Genomic DNA, 21,072 nt, shown 5'->3' on the forward strand with positions numbered 1-21,072 from the left:
TAACCTTTTCCTCTACTAGACCAACTTACCGTGACATTGCTTGTATTTTTTACCTGAACCACAAGGACAAAGCTCATTACGCCCCACTTTAGGCACATCTGATACGCCGCCAGCTGGGGCTGCGTTTGACTCTTCTTCTGGTTCTGCATGAGAAGTACTCATGCGAGTGTTAGCTTCTTGAAGACGGCGTGCTTCTTCAACCTTTTCGGCTTCGTCTGCTGATTGTACTTTTACTCGAGTCACAACCTGCACAACTTCAAATTTAATCTGCTCTAGCAAACCTTGGAATAACTCAAACGCTTCACGCTTGTACTCCTGTTTCGGGTTTTTCTGCGCATAACCACGTAAATGAATACCTTGTCGTAGCATGTCCATGGTTTGAAGGTGTTCTTTCCACAAGGTATCAAGCACTTGCAGCAAGACTTGTTTTTCGAATGAGCGTAGTGGGTCCGCACCCGCCACAGACTCTTTCATTTCGTAGTCTGCTATGAAGCTATCAAGAATTTTCTGACGTAGCGGCTCTTCATAAAGCTTCTTATCGTCTTCCACCCATTGTGCAATTGGAAGATCCAGACCAAACTCGTTGCGGATTCTTTCTTCCAGACCTTGTAGATCCCAAAGGTCAAAGATACTTTGTGGTGGGATAAATTCATCAACAACACCGCTTACCACTTCTTCACGCATGGCACTGATTGCATCAGAAAGATCAGTAGACGTCATCATTTCATAACGCTGACGGTAGATAACTTGACGCTGATCGTTTGCTACATCATCGTATTCAAGCAGCTGTTTACGGGTATCAAAGTTTCTACCTTCAACTTTACGCTGGGCTTTTTCTATCGCGTTAGACACCATTTTGTGCTCGATGGCTTCGCCTTTTTCCATACCTAACGCCATCATCATTTTCTTAATGCGGTCAGACATGAAAATACGCATCAGATTGTCTTCAAGGGATAAGTAGAATCGAGAAGAACCTACGTCACCTTGACGACCTGCGCGGCCTCGTAACTGGTTATCAATACGGCGTGACTCGTGGCGCTCAGTACCAATGATATGCAAACCACCGGCCGCTAACACTGACTCATGACGCTGCTGCCAATCGGCTTTTAATGCTTCAATGGCTTCTTGGGTCGCACCCTCACCCAATTGGTCCAATTCAACCTGTAAATTACCGCCCAGCATGATATCGGTACCACGACCCGCCATGTTGGTCGCAATCGTAACCGCACCCGGACGACCTGCTTCAGCAACGATTTCCGCTTCGCGCTCATGTTGTTTCGCGTTCAAAACGTTATGCTTAACATTCTTTTTCGTTAAGAAGTTAGAGAGCAACTCAGAGTAATCAATCGACGCGGTACCCACCAAGATTGGACGACCCTGTTTAACATGCTCCTCAATGTCCAACACAATGGCTTGGAATTTATCTTCCGTCGACATATAGATAAGATCATTAAAGTCTTTACGCTGAACTTCGCGGTTGGTTGGGATAACCACAACAGATAGGCTATAGATTTGCTGGAACTCGAACGCTTCCGTATCGGCTGTACCTGTCATGCCAGATAATTTTTCGTACAAACGGAAGTAGTTCTGGAAAGTAGTAGAAGCCAAGGTTTGGCTTTCAGCTTGAATGGTCACACCTTCTTTCGCTTCTACCGCCTGGTGAATACCCTCAGACCAACGACGACCGGCCATAGTACGCCCAGTATGCTCGTCGACGATAACGATTTGATCACCTTGAATAACGTAATCTACGTTTTTCTTGAAGATAACATGCGCTTTCAAACAAGCATGTACATGGTGCAGCAAAGTCAGGTTGCCAGCAGCGTATAGACTATCGCCTTCTTGCAGCATTTCTTGCTCAACCAACCAGCCCTCAACAAAGGAATGGCCTTCTTCGGTCAGCTCGATGCTACGCTGAGACTCGTCGTAAACATAATGCCCTGTCGCTTCTTGCTCTTCACCTTCTACAGCAGGCTCTTGCTTAACCAGCAAAGGCGCTAACTGATTGATCTTGCGATACTGCTCTGAACTGTCTTCCACCGCACCTGAGATAATAAGTGGGGTACGCGCCTCATCGATTAGGATGGAGTCAACCTCATCGACCACAGCAAAGTGAAGGTCACGCTGCACACGGTCTTCAAAGCGGAACACCATATTGTCACGCAAGTAATCGAAGCCAAATTCATTATTGGTACCGTAAGTGATATCACATAGGTAAGCGGCTTTTTTATCATCGCGCTCTTGGCCTGAGAAGACCACACCAACACTCATGTCTAGAAATTCGTATAACGGACGCATCCAGTTCGCATCACGTTTCGCCAAGTAATCGTTCACTGTAACGACGTGCACACCCTTAGAAGACAAGGCGTTCAGGTAAACTGCGAGAGTTGCCACCAAGGTTTTACCCTCACCGGTACGCATCTCAGCAATTTTACCTTCGTTAAGCACCATACCGCCGATAAGCTGAACATCAAAGTGACGCATGCCCATAACGCGCTGGCTGCCTTCACGCACAACGGCAAAGGCTTCAGGAAGTAATGAGTCAACAGACTCACCATTTTGAATTCTTTCTCTAAATTCGCCTGTTTTAGCTGACAGATCATCATCTGATAATTTGCCAAAGGCTTCTTCAAATTTATTAATTTGAGCAACGACTTTTCTTAGTCGTTTCACTTCTCGGTCATTCTTAGTTCCGACGATTTTTTTAAGTACATTTCCCAACATTATGAATACAACGCAGCCAATTAGTAATGAATAGAGTCTATCATGGTAATGTGTGACAAAACATGAAATATCAAGGTCTTAAACACAAAAAAGCCAGACATATAGTCTGGCTTTTATAGAGAGAGCTTAACAATCTAGAGTGTTATGCACCAACAAGGGCTGGGTCTGTATAAGAAATAGCCGTTGTTTGGCTTTCGTCTTCAAAGACAACATATTCCCAAGCATCTTGCTGCTCTAGCAATGCTAACAACAACTTGTTATTCAATGCATGGCCTGACTTATAAGCCTTGTATTCACCAATTAAGCTGTGGCCCAACAAGTATAAGTCACCGATTGCATCCAATACCTTGTGACGCACTAGCTCGTCACGGTAACGCAAACCTTCGTCATTCAATACACGGAAGTCATCCAGTACAATGGCGTTATCCATGTTAGCACCACGAGCAAGGTTATTATCCTTGAAGTACTCTAGGTCTTTCATGAAACCAAAAGTACGAGCGCGACTGATTTCTTTAACGAAAGTCGTTGTCGAAAAGTCGAATGATGTTTTTTGAACATCTTCACCGATCGCAGGGTGCTCGAAGTCGATCTCAAATGACAAGCGGAAGCCTGTATGAGGCTCAAGCGTTGCAAATTTATCACCATCATCCACACGAATCGGCTTCTTGATTTTGATAAATTTCTTCGGTGCATTTTGCGCCTCTAAGCCAGCGGACTGCAAAAGAAACACGAAAGGACTAGCACTGCCGTCCATTAGTGGAATCTCGCTTGCGCTCACTTCAACATAGGCATTGTCAACACCCAGACCAGCCATTGCCGACAGTAGATGCTCTACTGTACTTACTTTAACGTCACCTTGACATAAAGCAGTGGCAAAGTTAGTCGAACCAACTGCTTTTGCGTCACCATGAATCTCTACAACGGGATCCAAATCTGTGCGCACAAAAACGATACCTGTATTTACAGGGGCTGGTTTCAATGTCAAATACACCTTCTCACCAGAGTGCAAACCCACTCCAGTCGCTCGAATAATGTTTTTTAATGTGTGTTGACGTACCATCATATTCCTACAATCTAATGACTAGATATTACTCTTTGAGAAATAATATCAATAACGCAATTTTTATACAATTCACCGCGTCTACTTTGCATCTTTTTTACGCAAACTAGTCAGCTTGACGACGCAAAAACGCGGGAATATCCAAATAAGACAACTTGTCTCCGCCTGATGCCGAATTAGACTCATTTGAGTCATTCAATTCTGCTTCTGGGCTTTTCTCTTCAGCTTCACTTCTAACACTTTCTACGGGTGCTGCTACAGCTTTAACCGTGACAGCTGGGGGCGCTACTTCTTCAACAACACGCTCCACTTTAGAAGCAGCAGACTGAGAGGAAACAACGGACTCACCGATGGCAGATTTCATCTCCACATCAGCGCGACCTTCCAATCCTGTCGCTACCACAGTCACGCGCATTTCATCACCAACACTTGGATCAATCGCGCAACCGATTACTACTGTCGCATCTTCCGATGCATATTCTTCGATAATGCCGCCCACTTCGGTAAACTCAGACAAACCAACTTCTTCGTTGGCCGTGATGTTAACCAAGACACCGCGAGCGCCTTTTAAATTAATATCTTCTAGCAATGGGTTATGAATAGCCGCTTCAGCCGCTACTCGAGCTCTGTCATCACCAGATGCAGACCCCGTACCCATCATGGCAAGTCCCATTTCAGACATTACCGTTCTAACGTCGGCGAAATCGACGTTAATCAAACCTGGTCGCATGATAAGGTCAGTAATACCTTGTACAGCGTTGTATAAAACATTGTTGGCTTCACCGAAGGCTTTCAACAAAGAAATGTTCTTGCCCAATACAGGTAAAAGCCTTTCGTTTGGCACGGTAATTAAGGAATCGACATTATCACGCAATTCTTTAACACCTTCGTCAGCCACTTTAGCACGGCGACGACCTTCGAATGGGAAAGGACGTGTTACCACAGCAACGGTCAAAATCCCCAATTCTCTAGCAACTTTTGCAATAACGGGTGCTGCACCGGTTCCAGTACCGCCACCCATACCCGCTGTGATAAACACCATATCGGCGCCACTTAACAGCTGAGTAATTTTTTCTTGATCTTCCAAAGCAGAGTCACGCCCTACTTCTGGGTTCGCACCTGCACCCAAGCCTTTTGTAATAGCTGAGCCAAGCTGCAAGGAAACCCCAGTATCAAAGCCAATTAATGCTTTTGAGTCGGTGTTCGCACAAATAAACTCAACACCTTCTAGTTGATTTTGTAGCATGTGACGCACAGCATTACCGCCGCCACCACCAACACCAACCACTTTAATTACTGCGTTTTCTGATAAATTTTCATCGGCCAAATCAAAGACGTTCATGGACCTATTGCTCCTTAATTAATTCGCACTCAATACTGTTTACATGTAACTTTGAAACCAGTGTTTTAACTTCTGCCACGCCTTCGCTGCACTGAAGGATGACCCAATTTCTTTTGCAACCAGCACTGAGGCTTCTCGTTTAGTTTGCGTCTTAGACATTGATTGTTTAGAGGGTGCAGTCATCTCAGCCTCTTTACTTCCGTAAGCCAATAATCCAACTCCTGTTGAATATACCGGGTTATCGACAATATCTGACATTCCTTTAGCATTATCTGGTACCGCAAGTCTCACTGGCATCTGAAATATTTTCTCAGCCAGCTCACAAGCGCCTTCCATCAAGGACGTACCACCAGTAATTACAATACCTGCAGGGATTCGCTCAGCAAATCCGCTGCGTCTTAATTCATCTTGAATTAAGTTGTAAATTTCTTCATACCTTGCCTCAACCACTTCGGTTAAAGCGTGTCTTGAGATCGATCTTGGTTGACGATCACCAACACTCGGCACTTCTAAAACTTGGTCCGCTGACGCCATAGACGACATGGCACAAGCGTATTTAACTTTAATTTCTTCCGCATGTTGCGTGGGTGTTCGCAATGCCATAGAAATATCATTCGTTACTTGATCACCCGCTACCGGTATGACGGCTGTGTGATGCAATGCGCCATCTAACCAAACCGCAATATCTGAAGTACCGGCGCCAATATCGATCAGACAAACACCTAATTCTTTTTCATCATCGCTTAGGGATGATTCACTCGAAGCAAGTTGCGAAAGAATCACGCCATCTACCCCAAGACCACAACGCTGAATGCATTTTTCAACGTTAACCACTGCATTCAAGGCCCCTGAAATCAAATGAACATTTGCTTCCAAACGAACGCCTGACATACCAAGCGGGTCTTTAATCCCTTCTTGTGAATCGATATTGTATTCTTGCGGCAAGATGTGTAGTACTCGCTGATCAGAGGAAATGGGGACGGCTTGGGCCGCGTCAATTACTCGATCAATATCCTCTTTTTCTACTTCTCCACCTTTCACTGCCACAATACCATGAGAGTTAAGGCTTCGAATATGGCTTCCCGCAACACTTACATAAACAGAATGTATGTTACACCCTGCCATTAATTCTGCTTCTTCAACCGCACGTTGAATTGACTGCACGGTTGACTCGATGTTGATGACCACACCACGTTTCATGCCTTTTGAAGAATGTGAGCCAATACCAACAATTTCCAACTTGCCATCAGCCTGCACTTCGCCAACTAAACAAATAACTTTTGATGTGCCTACATCCAACCCGACTATCATTTCACCTTCCCGGTACCATGTTTTTTAAGCAACTCGACCTGCTTTCTGTTTAAAAAAGCAACAAACAGGCCAAGTTTAATTATTTTCTTTCCATCCAACCGCTACCCCATGAGGATAACGAGCGTCTACGGAGGTTATTCCCTCTATTCTACCTGATAAATCACTTTTATAGACAGCGATAAAGCGCTGTAATCTCTCTAAAATTTCCTCTCGACCCAGCTTTACGGCAATACCGTTGGCAAAGACTACATTCCACGCCCCACGAGCCTCTAAAGTCAACGAAGCGATGCGTAAAGAACTTGCAGAAAGCATCTGACTGATCAATCCAAACTGTTCAAGGACAATATCACTGGAATCCGATGGACCAAACAAATGAGGGAGCGGCAACTCAGGAAGACTATGCGGCATAAAGACTACCGCTTTAGTGGAAATTAATTGCCTATCCTGCCAATAGGCAAGTGGCGTATGCTCAACGACTGTAACCGTCAAGGAATCTGGCCACACTTTGCGTACCTGGGCATTTTCCACCCAAGGAGAGGACTTTGCCAAGGCCAGTACATCGGCAATTTCAACATCTAATAAACTGCGCCCAAGAAGATCGGAGAATTCTTGCTCCAGCTCAGCACTTTGACTGTACTTCAGCCCCCCCTCTACCGACACCTTTTGAATGGCAAACCAGCTTTCAGCGTCATCCCCACCTTGTAAGCTGGCCACCAGTATCAGTAGCACGGCGCCAATTAACAATACCAGTCTCATAACCTAAGCTTGCTCGGCTTTACACCAAGCATCCAAAGCAATTTTTTCGACTAGGGCTGGGTATTCCATACCCACATGTTTGGCGGCCATAGGCACTAGACTATGGGAAGTCATACCCGGCGCTGTGTTGACCTCAAGCACCCAAAACTTACCCACTTGATCACGCATCACATCGACGCGCCCCCACCCAGAACAGCCCAGAGAACGATAAGCTTCTAGGGCCAGGCTTTGCAGCTCGTTTTCATCATCTTCTGAAAGACCGCAAGGCAGTAAATATTGAGTGTCTTCAGCAAGATACTTAGCATCATAGTCATACAAGACATGATCTTCCGATGCCTTTAAGCCGATTGCTGGGTACGCCACATCATCAATCACGGTCACAGTGTATTCAGGTCCATCAACAAACTCTTCTACCAAGATAGCTGAATCGTAAACCAAAGCACCTTGCAATGCCGATTCAAGTTCTGTGCGGTTGCCAGCCTTGTTGATGCCTATGGTAGAGCCTTCACGGGAAGGTTTAACGATCAAGGGGTAACTCATTGCCGCTTCGATGGCTGCCACATCAGCTTGCCCTTCGAAAGACAAATAAGCAGGCGTTGCGATGCCAATGCCGTTCCAGTAACGCTTGGTGAGGACTTTATCCATGGCCAAGCCTGAGGCCAAAGGCGAACTGCCTGTGTAAGGTTTCTCTAGCATCTCTAGCAAGCCTTGGATACGGCCATCTTCACCCTCACCACCATGCAACGCAATAAAGGCAAGATCAAAGGCGACTTCTTGTAATTGTTTAACAGGGTTTAATGCTGCGCCCTCACCATAAAGGTCTATTTCAACGACCTGATACCCCTGAGAAGACAATGCCTGGGCCACTAATCTGCCACTTTGCAAAGACACTTCACGCTCGGCAGAACGACCACCATAAATTACTGCAATTACCGACTGCTTTAATGATTGTGTCATGATTAAATTCCACTCTCCGCCAGTTGCTTGGAAACGTTACCAATATCACCCGCGCCCTGGGTGATTAGGAGATCACCATCGCGCAAAATATTATTCAAAATTGAGCGCAAATCGCCCACATCTGCGATGTGGATCGGGTCTACGCTGCCTAACTGGCGAATACTGCCACACAAAGAACGGCTGTCGGCGCCATTAACAGGTGTTTCCCCTGCGGCATACACATCGAGCAGCAAGAGCACATCGACTTTTGATAACACTCGTACGAAGTCTTCATAAAGATCGCGCGTACGAGAATATCTGTGGGGTTGGTAGACCATGACCAAACGCTTTTCTGGCCAACCCGCACGTATGGCTTTAATGGTTGCCAAAACTTCACTAGGGTGATGGCCATAGTCATCCACAAACATCACTTCCGAGCCATCTGCAATCGCTAAAGGTGCCTGCTCTTGGAAACGTCGCCCCACACCCTCAAAACCCATTAACCCCAACTGTATGGCGGCATCATCCACCCCAAGGTCACTTGCTACCGCAATGGTCGATAAGGCATTAAGCACATTGTGTCGACCCGGCATTGGCAAACGAATTTTCAGCGGCTCCCCCTCTGGACGATGCGCTAAAAATTCACAGTAGCGGCCAGTTTGAACGATATCGGTCGCGTAAAAGTCCGCTTTTTCATCGATACCGTACGTCAGTACTGGACGACTCAAAGACGGCAAGATTTCACGCACATTGGCATCGTCCACACATAACACAGCCAAACCATAGAAAGGCAAGTTATGAACAAACTCCACGAAGGTATGCTTCACTTTTTCGAAGTCACCGCCATAAGTGTCCATGTGGTCTTCATCAATATTGGTAATGATGACAGTTTGAGGTTGTAGATGCAGGAAAGAAGCATCACTCTCATCAGCCTCTGCTACCAAATAGGAGCTACTACCAAGCTGAGCATTCGTCCCAGCACTGGTTAGACGACCACCGATAACGAATGTCGGTGCTTCACCTGTAGCAGCCAAGACAGACGCCATTAAACTGGTGGTTGTGGTTTTGCCGTGAGTACCTGCCACCGCAATACCGTGGCGGTAACGCATTAGCTCAGCCAACATTTCAGCACGGCGCACAATAGGAATACGATGTTCTTTACCCCAAATGATTTCTGGGTTTTCTTCATTGATGGCAGTAGACACCACAATTACGTGGGCATCATGGACATTGGCTTCCACATGACCAATAAAGACTTTAATCCCTAAAGACTCTAATCTTTCCGTGGTAGAAGAGGCCTTCATATCGGAACCCGACACCTGATAACCTTGGTTATGCAAGACCTCAGCAATGCCACACATGCCGACACCACCAATTCCGATAAAATGAATATTTTGTATGCGGCGCATGGCCGGGATATCGTATTGGGTTTTATTATCCATCATGCTTTTTTCAACCTTAAACAATGCGCCACGACATCTTGTGTGGCATTTGGGTAGGCCACCATTTTGGCTTGCATACCCATATTAGATAATCTTTCCTCATCTTTAATAAATTCGGAAAGTAACTGAATGACTTTTTCTACGCAGAGCTCAGGCTGAGGCAATAAATACGCTGCATCAACCTTCTGCAAATAACGGGCATTGGCCGTTTGATGATCATCAATGGCATGAGGGTATGGCACCAGAATAGAAGGCAACCCTGCCACCGCCAATTCACTGATCGTCATAGCGCCAGCGCGGCATAACACCACATCTGCCCAATAATAAGCTTGATTAATATTTTCTAAGTAAGGCTCAACTCTCGCCTCAACCTCACTGTCCGCGTAGCTCTTGGCAACTTCATCAAAATTCTTAATGCCAGTTTGATGCCACACGTCCAGTCTTTGTGTATGAGGCCATTGCGCCAACACCAGAGGCAACACATCATTAATGGCTTTCGCCCCAAGGCTTCCGCCAACCACTAGCAGCTTTAATGGCCGCGCGCCATCTTGCCGAGAAGGACGCATGTCTTGCCTAAGAATATCTTTGCGTATTGGGTTGCCCACATGAACGGCATTGTCCAAAGCGCCATCAAAAGCCTCTAATTTAACATTAGCCACTTTTGCCAGCAGCCTATTGGTGGTTCCTGCTACCGCATTTTGCTCGTGAATAACCAAGGGAATGCCCAATAATTTTGCCGCCACACCACCAGGGCCTGCGACAAAGCCCCCCATACCCAACACCACATCGGGTTTGAGTTTTTGCATAATAGCCACCGCTTGACCAATGGCATGTAAAATTCTAAACGGCGCGGCCAATAGCCCAAACACTCCTTTTCCGCGCACACCTTTAATAGATAAAGAATGCACCGTGATCTCGTGCTCGGGGACCAAACGTTCTTCCATCCCCCCTTTAGAGCCCAACCATTGCACATCAATATTGCGATCTTTAAAACTCTGAGCACAAGCAAGAGCAGGATAAATATGACCGCCGGTGCCACCTGCCATAATGACAACTCGCTTAACTCCACTTATCATGACATTTTACCTTTTATCATTTGGCCATCTGCAGAAACCAGCGCTCTTTGGTCGCGTTTATTTTCAATATCCACCCTAGCCACAACAAATAAGCTACCTAGGGTAATAATCAAGCTACTGCCTCCATAACTTATTAAGGGCAGAGTAAGCCCTTTAGTCGGCAGAAAACCAGTGTTCACACCGATATTGATAATAACCTGCGCCAAAATAAGAATAGCAAAACCAAAACACATATAGGCCGAAAAGGGTTTGGCCAACTCCAGAGCACGATGGCCAATTTTAAAAGCGCGCGCAACCATGATGCCAAACAAGACAATCAGGAATAAACCGCCGGCCATGCCGGTTTCTTCCACCCAAATAGAGAACACAAAATCGGTGTGCGCCTCAGGCAAATACGAAAGCTTCTGTACGCTGTTACCCAAGCCGAGACCAAACCACTCCCCTCGACCATAAGCGATTAGGGCCTGACTTAATTGATAGCCTTCATTAAAGGGATCTGCCCATGGATCAATAAAGTTCATTAGACGTTTCATTCGATAACTTTCGGAGACCGCAACACCACCCAACACCACGACGGTCATAGCCATAAGCGCTAAGAATTGATACAAGGGCGCACCGCCGAGAAACAATAACGCCATAACGGTTCCTAATAGCACCACTGAAGCACCAAAATCAGGCTCTAACAATAGGAATAGCAGGAATACGCCACAGAGACACAAAGGCAATATGAAGCCGATCAAACCCTTACGAACACGATCTGCTCGACGAACTAGATAGCCAGAAATGTAGACCACCATACAAACCTTAGCGACTTCGGAGGCTTGCAGGTTAAACACCACTAGGTTAATCCAACGACGACTACCATTTACGCTTTTACCTATCCCTGGCACCAACACCAAGATAAGTAAAAGCAAGGAAAGCGCCATCATCCAAACACCCCATTTTTGCAGTTGCTCAGTTGGCAGCGACAACAACACCCAACCAAACAACAAGCCCAAAATAAGATATAAGAACTGCCGCCCCATGAAGAAGTAAGGGTGACCATGGATACTTTCGGAAATAGAGATCGATGCACTGGACACCATTACGATACCCAAGGCTAAAATAGAAACCACAGAAGCAATGAACACCGCATCTACGACGGCCAGTTCTCGTAGGGATACTCGGTCAAAATAACTCAGTATTTTCATAGCTCAGAAACCAGTTGAGCAAAGTGCTCGCCGCGGGCTTCATAATTTTTGTACATATCGAAGCTTGCACAGGATGGCGAAAACAACACTATGTCACCTTGCTGAGCTTGCAGCGCCACTTGAGTCACTATATCGGTCAAGTCTTTGGCGAACACTAGCTCCACCCTACTGCTTACCACATCGCTGGCAATTAATTCGGCATCACGGCCAAACACATAGAGCTTGCACACAAAATCTTGTAGCGCCTTACACAAAGGACCGAAATCCGCCCCTTTGCCTTCACCACCCAAAATCAAGTAAAGATTTTTCTTTGAGCTATTACCCAACCCTTCAAGCGCCGCCAATGTTGCCCCAACATTTGTCCCTTTAGAGTCATTAATGTAAGTCACACCATTCAATTGGCGCACTGTTTCACAACGATGAGGCAAGCCTTTAAAGTTTGACAAAGCGGTTGCAATAGCAGGGTTCAATACATCTTCACCCAGCAATTCAACCATTGCCAAAGCGGCCAACACGTTGGCATGATTATGTGAGCCTTGCAGGGAAATGTTAGCACTGTGATACAAACGCTGAACACCTCGACACAGCCATACTCCATCGTTGTCCGGGAGAATGCCGTATTCTTTTAAATCAGGACTTTTGGTCGTAAAAGCTCTTACTGGCGTGTTCTCAGCCAATAAAGGGGCCGTCAGAATATCTTGCTTATTGCACACTGCCGCTTTGCAGCCACGGTAAACCTTTTGCTTCACTCTTTGGTATTCATACAGGTCTTGGTAGCGATCCATATGATCTTCAGAAACGTTTAACAGACACGCCAAATCCGCTTTTAAGGCATGAGTGGTTTCTAATTGAAAGCTGGACAATTCTAATACGTAAAAATCAGCTGAGGTAGATAAAAGGTCTAACGCTGGCAACCCCAAATTACCACCTGCCAGAGCTTTTTTGCCGCAAGCGTTTAGCAGCTCAGCCACCAAGGTGGTAACCGTACTTTTAGCATTAGAACCTGTGATGGCAACAAAAGGCGTCTCGGTGTAATCGCAGAACAAGTCGATGTCGCCACGCATGGCAACACCAGATTGTGCTAAACGTTTGAGAACAGGGGTACTTAAGGCAATGCCCGGACTCACATAAAGTTCAGAAACACCTAGCGTTTCTAAAACAGATAAATCGCCAGTGAAAATCTTATCCGCTGGGCAAAGCTTTTTAGCTTCTTCCAGCCCGGGTGGATTCTCACGAGAATCCACCACAAAAAATTCAATTCCTTTGCTGTGTAAAAAGCGTACGCAAGACAAACCTGTCGCGCCTAAGCCGACAACGGCTCTAATCCGATCTGACCCGATCAACGACATGACAACTCCTAACGTACTTTTAAGGTGGCAAAACCGACCAGAACCAAACACACTGTAATGATCCAGAAACGCACAATAACTTTTGGCTCAGCCCAACCTTTCAATTCGAAGTGATGGTGAATCGGTGCCATGCGAAAAATCCGTCGCTTGGTGAGTTTATAGGAGGCAACCTGCAAAATCACCGACACGGTTTCCATAACGAAAACGCCACCCATAATGAACAGCACTAATTCTTGGCGAACAATCACAGCGATCACACCCAAAGAGGCGCCAAGTGCAAGAGAACCTACATCGCCCATAAAGATTTGTGCTGGATACGTGTTGAACCACAAAAAGCCTAAACCCGCCCCAGCCAAGGCGGCACAGAAAACGATTAATTCACCTGAACCCTGTACATAGGGAATCAGCAAGTAATCGGCAAAGCGTACGTTACCCGTTAAGTAAGCAAACACACCTAATGCACCACCCACTAATACCGTTGGCAGAATCGCTAACCCATCCAAACCATCAGTAAGGTTGACCGCATTACTGGTGCCTACAATTACAAAGTAGGTCAGCACCACAAAAAATATGCCCAGAGGAATCGCTACGTCTTTGAATAACGGTACAATCAGAGCCGTCTCGGCTGGGGTGCTGGCGGTGTAATACAAGAAGATCGCAGCCGCTAAACCAAACACACTTTGCCATAAGTATTTCCACTTAGCGGGCAAACCGCGTGGGTTCTTTTCTACTACCTTACGGTAATCATCTACCCAGCCGATCAAGCCAAAAGACAGCATGACTAATAGGACCACCCAAACATACTGATTGCTCAGGTCTCCCCATAACAGGGTACTCACTGAGATAGAAAAAATGATCAGTGCACCGCCCATAGTTGGTGTGCCAGCTTTGCTCAAATGGGTTTGTGGACCGTCGTTACGAATCGCTTGACCAATTTGCAAACGTTGCAATAACACAATCACCTTGTTACCAATCAACAAAGAAATCGCAAGTGCTGTTAACACACCTAAAATGGCACGCAGTGACAAATAATTGAACACTGCGAAGAAAGTGAAGTATTTGCTTAAATAAGCCGTGAGCAAAAGTAACATTGTTAAGAAATGTCCTAGTTTATGAGTGCTTTTATAACGTTTTCCATTTTGGCAGAGCGTGACCCTTTCACCAAAATAGCGTGATTTTTATCTAGTGTTTGTACCAGCTGCGCCGCCTCTTCATGGCTCTGACAAAACAATGCCTTGGCATTCCCTTGTGTAAACGCACGTCCAGCGATGGCGGCAATGTCGCCTACGCAAATCAAATGATCAATGCCTTGTTGATATGCGTATTCACCCAATTCGTGATGTATGGATTCTTGCTGATCACCCAATTCACCTAAAGCCCCCAAAATCAGCCAAGTTTTTGAGACTTTTTGCATGGATAAAACATCAATCGCTGCTTTCACGGATGCTGGGCTGGCATTGTAACAATCATTGATTAACAGGGCTTCATTTTTTGTGCACAATCGCTCTAATCGACCCGCTACAAAGGCCGGCTTGCTCAATTGGCTAACAGCGAAATGGAAATCTTCCCCTACAGCCAACATTGCCAGCACCACCGCCATACCATTGGCAATTTGATGTTTACCTGGAGAGCCTACTTCTACCCGTACGCTCTGCCCTAAATAACTCAAGGTAACTTGGCTCGATTGATCCCCAAGCTGTATATCTTCAGCATAAAGATCTGCCCTATCAGTAAAGCCAAAAGACAAGACCTCTCGTCCTTGGGTCAAACCACACCAGTAATCATAAAAGCCGTCATCGGCATTCAGAATGACCTTAGCTGTTCGCTTAGCCCCAGAGATCAGCTGACCCTTTTCTATGGCAATACCTCGCAGATCACCAAAACCTTCAAAATGACTGCCACTGGCATTAGTCAATATAACAACGTCAGGACAAGCAATACTCGCTAAACGCTCGATTTCCCCCGGTACGCTGGTGCCCGTTTCCACCACAGCAACATCCTGCCCTGCTTGCAAACCTAACAAAGTTTGCGGCACACCAATCTGGTTGTTCAAATTGGCCTGGGTTTTTAACACATTATGATGATTCAAAGATTGAGCCAGCCAATCTTTTACACTGGTTTTACCATTACTACCCGTAATACAGACAACTGGCCCAGTAAAAGCGTCTCGCACAGCGCGCGCAATTTGCCCATAGGCTCGACGCGTATCCGCCACTTTAATATAGGATTTTAAGGGTAGAGTTTGTTCGGACAAGACCGCGACAGCACCTTGCTCAAGTGCTTGCACAGCATAATCATGACCATCAAAACGCTCGCCTGTAAAAGCCACAAACAAGCTGCCAGACTGAATGCTTCGTGTATCGCTGATAATATTGAGGACAGGCTGATCTTCACCGATCAACTCGCCATTACAAATCTGAGCTATCTTGGCTAAGGTCAGTTCAATCAACATAACACTGCAATACTCCTAAAGCTTCTTCTTTGTCGTCAAAATGATGCTTCACACCCTGAACATCTTGGTAATTCTCATGGCCTTTACCAGCAATCAAGATCACATCATTCGCGCTTGCGGTTAAGATCGCTTGGGCGATTGCTTCACGTCTGTCTGCAATCACGGTGAGCTTCTCGGAAGAAGTTAGCCCTATCTGAGCATCCGTAAGAATTTGCGCCACCGCTTCGGTTCTTGGATTGTCTGAAGTTAGGAATACACTGTCAGCATTAGCCATAGCCTCTGCCATCATCAACGGACGCTTGCCTCTGTCGCGATCACCACCACAACCAAACACACAAATTAATTTGCCAGCCGAATGATCTCGCAATGCTTGCAAAGCGACCCTTAGGGCATCAGGTGTATGGGCATAATCCACCACTGCTACCGGCGTGTTAGCCAGCACCACTTTTTCCATGCGACCCGGTGCGCCCTGTAATCGCTCCAACCCTGCTAACAAGCTATCTTTCTTTGGCAGCAAGTGCCATAAGGCAGCCAGCGCCGCCAAGGCGTTTTGCACATTGAAGCGACCGAGCAAGGGTAAAAAAACTTTTCGGCGCCCTTCTGGATACACTAATTGGAATTCACAACCTGTAGGCAAGAAAGACAGATGCTCAACATAAAAGTCTGCGCTACTCTCGGCCAAACTATAATAGTGCCTTTTAGAAGAGGTGTCTTGAGACATAAAATCCGAATAGTCATCGTCCAAACAGAACACACTATGTTCAACACTTGCAAAGGCGAACAAGGCTTTCTTCGCGGCGGCATAGGACGCCATATCCCCGTGATAATCCAGATGATCCCGAGATAAGTTCGAAAAAATAGCCCCTTGAAATGGCACCCCTTGTAAACGCCCTTGATCTAGCGCATGGGAAGAAGCTTCAAAAGCAACAAAATCAACTCCTTGAGCTGACAATTCCATAAGGGTCTTATGAAGCGTAAGTAGGTCTGGCGTGGTTTGCACAGCTTCTTGGAGTTTACCAAGTTCGCCCACACCAAAGGTGCCGACCAAGCCACTTTTCAAACCTGTTAGCTTAGCAAGCTGAGCCAAATAGAAACAAATAGAGGATTTGCCATTCGTCCCCGTTACGGCCACCATTTGCTTAGGTAAAGCACCAAAATATTGATGTAAGCAACCCACCAAGAGTGCCGCCACATCCTCCACTTCAATCAATGCCAAAGCGGCATGCTTTAACCCTAAGCCTGCTGGAACAACCGCCGTTAGGCAACCAAGGTTCGCAACGGCATCTAGGTAATCCCAACCATTAGAAGCCACTCCGGGTAAAGCAAAAAAAACAGCCTCACGATTTACTTTGCGGCTGTCTGTTTCTAAGTGCGTATATTCATGATTCGGCAAACCTTCCAACCAAGGAAGGTTTGCCGAAGTATATAATTGAGAATGGGTTATCTTTGCCATCTAACCACCTTGCGCCACTTGATAGGGAGCCGTTTTCTTATCTAGTCTCACTTCGCGTAATCCATCAGGTAAATCAGGAGAGATATTAAGGGTTGTTAAGGCACCTTCCATTACGCGAGAAAATACCGGCGCAGCAACTTCGCCACCGTAATATTCTCGGCCTTTCGGGTCATTTACCATCACTACCATAGCCAATCTTGGATTAGAAGCCGGCGCTACCCCTGCAAATAAGGCAATATATTGATCGTATTCGTAGCCCTTAGAGCCGACTTTGTGCACAGTACCAGTTTTGCCTGCTACTTTATAACCAGGGATTTTTGCCGCTTTACCAGAACCTTTTTGCACAACCGCCTCCATCATACCGATCACATCTTTGGCGACGCTACGAGGGATCACTTGTTTGCCTTCGCTTGGCACATCTTGCTTAAAGATGGTCACAGGCACACGATACCCACCGTTGGCTAAGGTCATATAAGCTTGCGCCAGCTGCAAGGTGGAAACAGACAAACCATAGCCGTAAGCCAATGTCGCAATTTCAGATGGGTGCCATTTTGGGTGGGAAGGCAATACACCGCTGGCTTCCCCAGGGAAACCAATACCAACAGGTGAACCAATACCTAGCTCGTAATCCATGTTCCAAATGGCATCTTGCGGTAAAGACAAAGCGATTTTTGAAGAGCCCACGTTACTGGATTTGATCAAGAGTTTTTCCATATCGATCACACCATAGTTGGTGGCATCACGAATGGTAAAGCGCCCAAAGCGCAAATAACCTGGGGCAGTATTAATTTGAGATTCCGTGGTGTATTGACCCGACATTAAAGCGGCCGATATAGTGAAAGGCTTCATGGTCGAGCCAGGCTCAAAAAGGTCGATCACTGCGCGGTTACGCAGCTCTTCGTATTCCAACTGAGATCTATCATTCGGGTTGTAGGATGGCTGGTTCACCATCGCTAAGATTTCGCCCGTTTTAACATCCAAAATGACCGCTGAAGCGGAAGTAGCACGATGCTCCGTTACCGCCGCTTTCAATTCACGATAAGCTAAATACTGTAGCCTTAAGTCGATACTTAACTCAATATTTTCACCTGGTCGCTCTGCTTCTTCTTCACCGATACCACGAATAATGTTACCCGTAAGATCTTTTACATAGCGACGCTTGCCTTCATACCCCTGCAAGGCTTGATCATAAGCCAGCTCAATGCCCTCTTGACCTTTATCATCGATATTGGTGAAACCCACAACGTGAGAAGCAACTTCTCCCGCTGGATAGAAGCGCTTGTATTCTTTGGTCTTGCTCACACCGACGACTTTTGCCGCCATAATGGCTTCGGCTTCATGGGGTGGAATTTGACGCTTCAAATACATGAAGGAACGTTTTCTATTGGACTCAAATCTTTCTTGTAACCAAGCGCGACCCACTCCCATAGCTTCTGCAAGACGTTTGATCTCTTGCTCTGGTCCAATGTTTTTCTCTGGGTGTCTGTCTAGTTTCCATAGTGCTTTAGGGTTTGCCACTATCGTCCACGTCGGGGTACTGACGGCTAGCGGTTCGCCTCGGCGATCCAAAATCATGCCACGGGTTGCCGGAATCGCTTCCGTTCTCACCGCGCGCATTTCCCCTTGGTTTTGTAAGAATTCTTTATCGACTACGGTGAGATAAAATAAACGACCGCCGGCCACTGCAAACAATAGCAGCGCGATAGCATAGACAAATCTAAAGCGCCACTTACCGGGGTTTTGAATTCCGTTTTCAATATTCATGGTTTCACTATTATCAATTCATTTTGAGAAGGGGCATGCATACTTAAGTCCTTAATGGCTGATTGTTCCAAACGGCTTGGTTGCGTTAGAGCACTCTCCTCCAAAAGAAGCTGCCCCCATGTAACTTCGTAATTCACCTCAGACTTTTTAAGGGCCTGTAGGTAGGAAAAGTCTTTCCTAAAATCGTATACCTGAATCACCACGGCAACAGAGATCGCCGCCAAGACAAAAACCCCACCAATAAAAGGTAATGGTGAGAAGGTCGTCTTCTTATTCACTGACTCGCTCCAACACTCGCAATACCGCGCTACGCGAACGCACATTATCGCTCACCTCCCCCTGAGAAGGCTTGATCGCTTTACCTATGGTCTTAAACTTAATATCAAGATGAGCATTACGAATCGGTAAATGTCTTGGTAGTTCAGGGCCTTTTGCCTTTAACTTCATGAAACGCTTCACCATGCGGTCTTCCAATGAATGGAAGCTGATCACCGCTAAACGACCACCAACTTTCAACGCTTGCGTAGCCGCTTCTAAACCCAATTCCAAATCCCCTAATTCATTGTTGATATGAATACGGATACCTTGGAAAGCGCGCGTAGCAGGGTTTTTACCTTTTTCCCAAGCAGGATTGGCTTCTGCCACAACCTTGGATAATTGCAAGGTAGTTAGAATCGGTGTGTGGGCTCGATATTCGCAAATTGCTTTAGCGATACGGCGTGAGAATCGCTCCTCACCAAACTGATACATAACATCTGCCAACTCTTTTTCGTCGACAGTAGCGATCCATTCAGCGGCACTCACCCCTTTATCTGGGTTCATACGCATATCAAGAGGACCATCGTTCATAAAACTAAAACCGCGTTCAGCATCATCCAATTGCGGGGATGAAACCCCTAAATCCATCATGATGCCGTCGACTTTATCGACTCCAAATACTGCAGAAATATGCTCCGCCATATTGGCAAAACTGTCTTGTACGATTTGAAAACGGCTGTCTTCTTGCTCTAAATCCCGACCATGCTGGATCGCGACTGGATCTTTATCGAACCCTAGTAAACGGCCTTTTTCTAGGCGCTCTAGAACAAGCCGAGTATGTCCACCACGACCAAAAGTGCCGTCCACGTATAGTCCGTCTTGGTCAGTCACCAACATATCAACGGATTCATTAAGCATGACGCTTATGTGTTCAGCCATTGTCTTTGTCATAAAGAAATATCCATCATGGTTTCAAGTTGTAAATCTTCTATCGCGTCTTGAGCCAAGTAGTCTTCGCGTTGCGCTTCCCACTCCTCTTGACTCCATATCTCTAGCTTTTTGCCCTGCCCTAAAATCGTTAATTTACGATCCAAACGGGCAAACTCCCGCAACGGTGCGGGCAATAATATTCGCCCCGCTTTATCCACTTCTAAGTCTGTAGCATGACCGACCAACAAGCGCTGCAACCTTCTTGCTTGAGGCTGAAATGTGGGCAATTTATCCAGCTTTTGCTGTATTTGTTCCCACTCCGACACTGGGTAAAGCAACAGACACCTTGAGACAGGGTCAATCGTGACTACCACTCCTTCATCGTCGTATTGAGCCAATTCATCACGCAGCCGAGCAGGCAGAGACATACGTCCCTTCACATCTGCGCTGACTTGATGAATCCCTCTAAACAACCTCATTACCCACTTATCGACACTTTATCCCACAATTTAACACCATTCATGCAAAAAGGTAAAAAGAAATTGAAAAAAAGGCAGAAATGGGCAAAAAACCCACCCAACAAGAAAACACACAGAGAGCGATACAGTCAGTTGAGAAGAAAACACCACTGAACAAATAAAAATGCAGCAAGGCTGAGGAACAGAAAGCTAAAGGTGCGGATAAATGGTATTCGTTAGGGGTTTTATAGTTTTCACAGGGGTTCAATAAACTCAAGACACAGCAAAGCCATGACGCTATAAGGCGCCGCGGTTTATCAAAATTTTGAAATTGATAATGAGTTGAGCATTATTCACTCAAAGAAATCATCTTAAGCGAGATAATCTAAACACTAAACTGGAAAAAGGAAGTAAAACAGAAGATAGAAAAGCAAGTTGGCCGATAAGCCGGGTTCTGTCGTGGACAGTCATTCATCTAATCCGTACATCACTGCACGTCTCTAGCAACCTACCCGAACTCAGCGCGGGTCACGCCAAAGAGTTCCTATTTGGTCTTGCTTCAAGTGGGGTT

The 21,072-nt window shown here is 46.1% G+C and carries 17 protein-coding genes and 1 other RNA gene; all 18 read right to left on the minus strand.

Features of this window, described 5'->3' with window-relative positions:
- Positions 1 to 15: 15 nt before the first annotated feature.
- On the minus strand, positions 16 to 2,724 hold the full coding sequence (secA, locus tag ABJF92_RS14455; protein WP_446816489.1) for a preprotein translocase subunit SecA: 2,709 nt from the start codon (positions 2,722 to 2,724) through the stop codon (positions 16 to 18).
- Between the two features lie 142 nt (positions 2,725 to 2,866).
- Positions 2,867 to 3,784 (minus strand): UDP-3-O-acyl-N-acetylglucosamine deacetylase, encoded by a 918-nt coding sequence (lpxC, locus tag ABJF92_RS14460; protein ID WP_445976306.1) that lies wholly within the window; start codon positions 3,782 to 3,784, stop codon positions 2,867 to 2,869.
- Between the two features lie 106 nt (positions 3,785 to 3,890).
- Positions 3,891 to 5,126 (minus strand): cell division protein FtsZ, encoded by a 1,236-nt coding sequence (ftsZ, locus tag ABJF92_RS14465; RefSeq protein WP_446816490.1) that lies wholly within the window; start codon positions 5,124 to 5,126, stop codon positions 3,891 to 3,893.
- Between the two features lie 39 nt (positions 5,127 to 5,165).
- The gene (gene ftsA, locus ABJF92_RS14470; protein ID WP_446816491.1) at positions 5,166 to 6,437 is read right to left on the minus strand and encodes a cell division protein FtsA; all 1,272 of its coding nucleotides are present in this window, start codon (positions 6,435 to 6,437) and stop codon (positions 5,166 to 5,168) included.
- Positions 6,438 to 6,512: 75 nt separating this feature from the next.
- A complete protein-coding gene (locus ABJF92_RS14475) occupies positions 6,513 to 7,193 on the minus strand; it encodes a cell division protein FtsQ/DivIB (protein ID WP_446816492.1) in 681 nt (226 codons plus the stop codon).
- A gap of 3 nt (positions 7,194 to 7,196) precedes the next feature.
- Complete coding sequence (locus ABJF92_RS14480) at positions 7,197 to 8,150, minus strand: D-alanine--D-alanine ligase (RefSeq protein ID WP_446816493.1); 954 nt, start codon at positions 8,148 to 8,150, stop codon at positions 7,197 to 7,199.
- Between the two features lie 2 nt (positions 8,151 to 8,152).
- Positions 8,153 to 9,574 carry a UDP-N-acetylmuramate--L-alanine ligase gene (gene murC, locus ABJF92_RS14485; protein WP_446816494.1) on the minus strand — a complete coding sequence of 474 codons (1,422 nt, stop codon included), beginning with the start codon at positions 9,572 to 9,574 and terminating at the stop codon, positions 8,153 to 8,155.
- The gene (murG, locus tag ABJF92_RS14490) at positions 9,571 to 10,647 is read right to left on the minus strand and encodes an undecaprenyldiphospho-muramoylpentapeptide beta-N-acetylglucosaminyltransferase (RefSeq protein ID WP_446816495.1); all 1,077 of its coding nucleotides are present in this window, start codon (positions 10,645 to 10,647) and stop codon (positions 9,571 to 9,573) included. Before murG ends, murC begins: the two co-directional genes overlap by 4 nt.
- Positions 10,644 to 11,837: a putative lipid II flippase FtsW gene (ftsW, locus tag ABJF92_RS14495; RefSeq protein ID WP_446816496.1), complete on the minus strand. Its 1,194-nt coding sequence runs from the start codon at positions 11,835 to 11,837 to the stop codon at positions 10,644 to 10,646. Before ftsW ends, murG begins: the two co-directional genes overlap by 4 nt.
- Positions 11,834 to 13,186, minus strand: a complete 1,353-nt coding sequence (gene murD, locus ABJF92_RS14500; protein WP_446816497.1) for a UDP-N-acetylmuramoyl-L-alanine--D-glutamate ligase — start codon at positions 13,184 to 13,186, stop codon at positions 11,834 to 11,836. The genes ftsW and murD overlap by 4 nt, the downstream gene beginning before the upstream one ends.
- A gap of 8 nt (positions 13,187 to 13,194) precedes the next feature.
- Positions 13,195 to 14,277, minus strand: a complete 1,083-nt coding sequence (gene mraY / locus ABJF92_RS14505; protein ID WP_446816498.1) for a phospho-N-acetylmuramoyl-pentapeptide-transferase — start codon at positions 14,275 to 14,277, stop codon at positions 13,195 to 13,197.
- 14 nt (positions 14,278 to 14,291) lie between these two features.
- The gene (locus ABJF92_RS14510; RefSeq protein WP_446816499.1) at positions 14,292 to 15,638 is read right to left on the minus strand and encodes a UDP-N-acetylmuramoyl-tripeptide--D-alanyl-D-alanine ligase; all 1,347 of its coding nucleotides are present in this window, start codon (positions 15,636 to 15,638) and stop codon (positions 14,292 to 14,294) included.
- The gene (locus tag ABJF92_RS14515; RefSeq protein ID WP_446816500.1) at positions 15,628 to 17,091 is read right to left on the minus strand and encodes a UDP-N-acetylmuramoyl-L-alanyl-D-glutamate--2,6-diaminopimelate ligase; all 1,464 of its coding nucleotides are present in this window, start codon (positions 17,089 to 17,091) and stop codon (positions 15,628 to 15,630) included. The genes ABJF92_RS14510 and ABJF92_RS14515 overlap by 11 nt, the downstream gene beginning before the upstream one ends.
- Positions 17,092 to 18,855, minus strand: a complete 1,764-nt coding sequence (locus ABJF92_RS14520; RefSeq protein WP_446816501.1) for a peptidoglycan D,D-transpeptidase FtsI family protein — start codon at positions 18,853 to 18,855, stop codon at positions 17,092 to 17,094.
- Positions 18,852 to 19,133: a cell division protein FtsL gene (ftsL, locus tag ABJF92_RS14525; RefSeq protein WP_445976152.1), complete on the minus strand. Its 282-nt coding sequence runs from the start codon at positions 19,131 to 19,133 to the stop codon at positions 18,852 to 18,854. The genes ABJF92_RS14520 and ftsL overlap by 4 nt, the downstream gene beginning before the upstream one ends.
- Entirely contained in the window at positions 19,126 to 20,064 is a 939-nt protein-coding gene (gene rsmH, locus ABJF92_RS14530; protein ID WP_446816502.1) for a 16S rRNA (cytosine(1402)-N(4))-methyltransferase RsmH, read from the minus strand. Before rsmH ends, ftsL begins: the two co-directional genes overlap by 8 nt.
- On the minus strand, positions 20,061 to 20,516 hold the full coding sequence (gene mraZ, locus ABJF92_RS14535; protein WP_446816503.1) for a division/cell wall cluster transcriptional repressor MraZ: 456 nt from the start codon (positions 20,514 to 20,516) through the stop codon (positions 20,061 to 20,063). Before mraZ ends, rsmH begins: the two co-directional genes overlap by 4 nt.
- A gap of 412 nt (positions 20,517 to 20,928) precedes the next feature.
- Positions 20,929 to 21,072, minus strand: an RNA gene (gene rnpB / locus ABJF92_RS14540) — RNase P RNA component class A; the annotation flags it as partial.

The organism is Marinomonas sp. (assembly GCF_039940335.1).
GTDB lineage: Bacteria > Pseudomonadota > Gammaproteobacteria > Pseudomonadales > Marinomonadaceae > Marinomonas.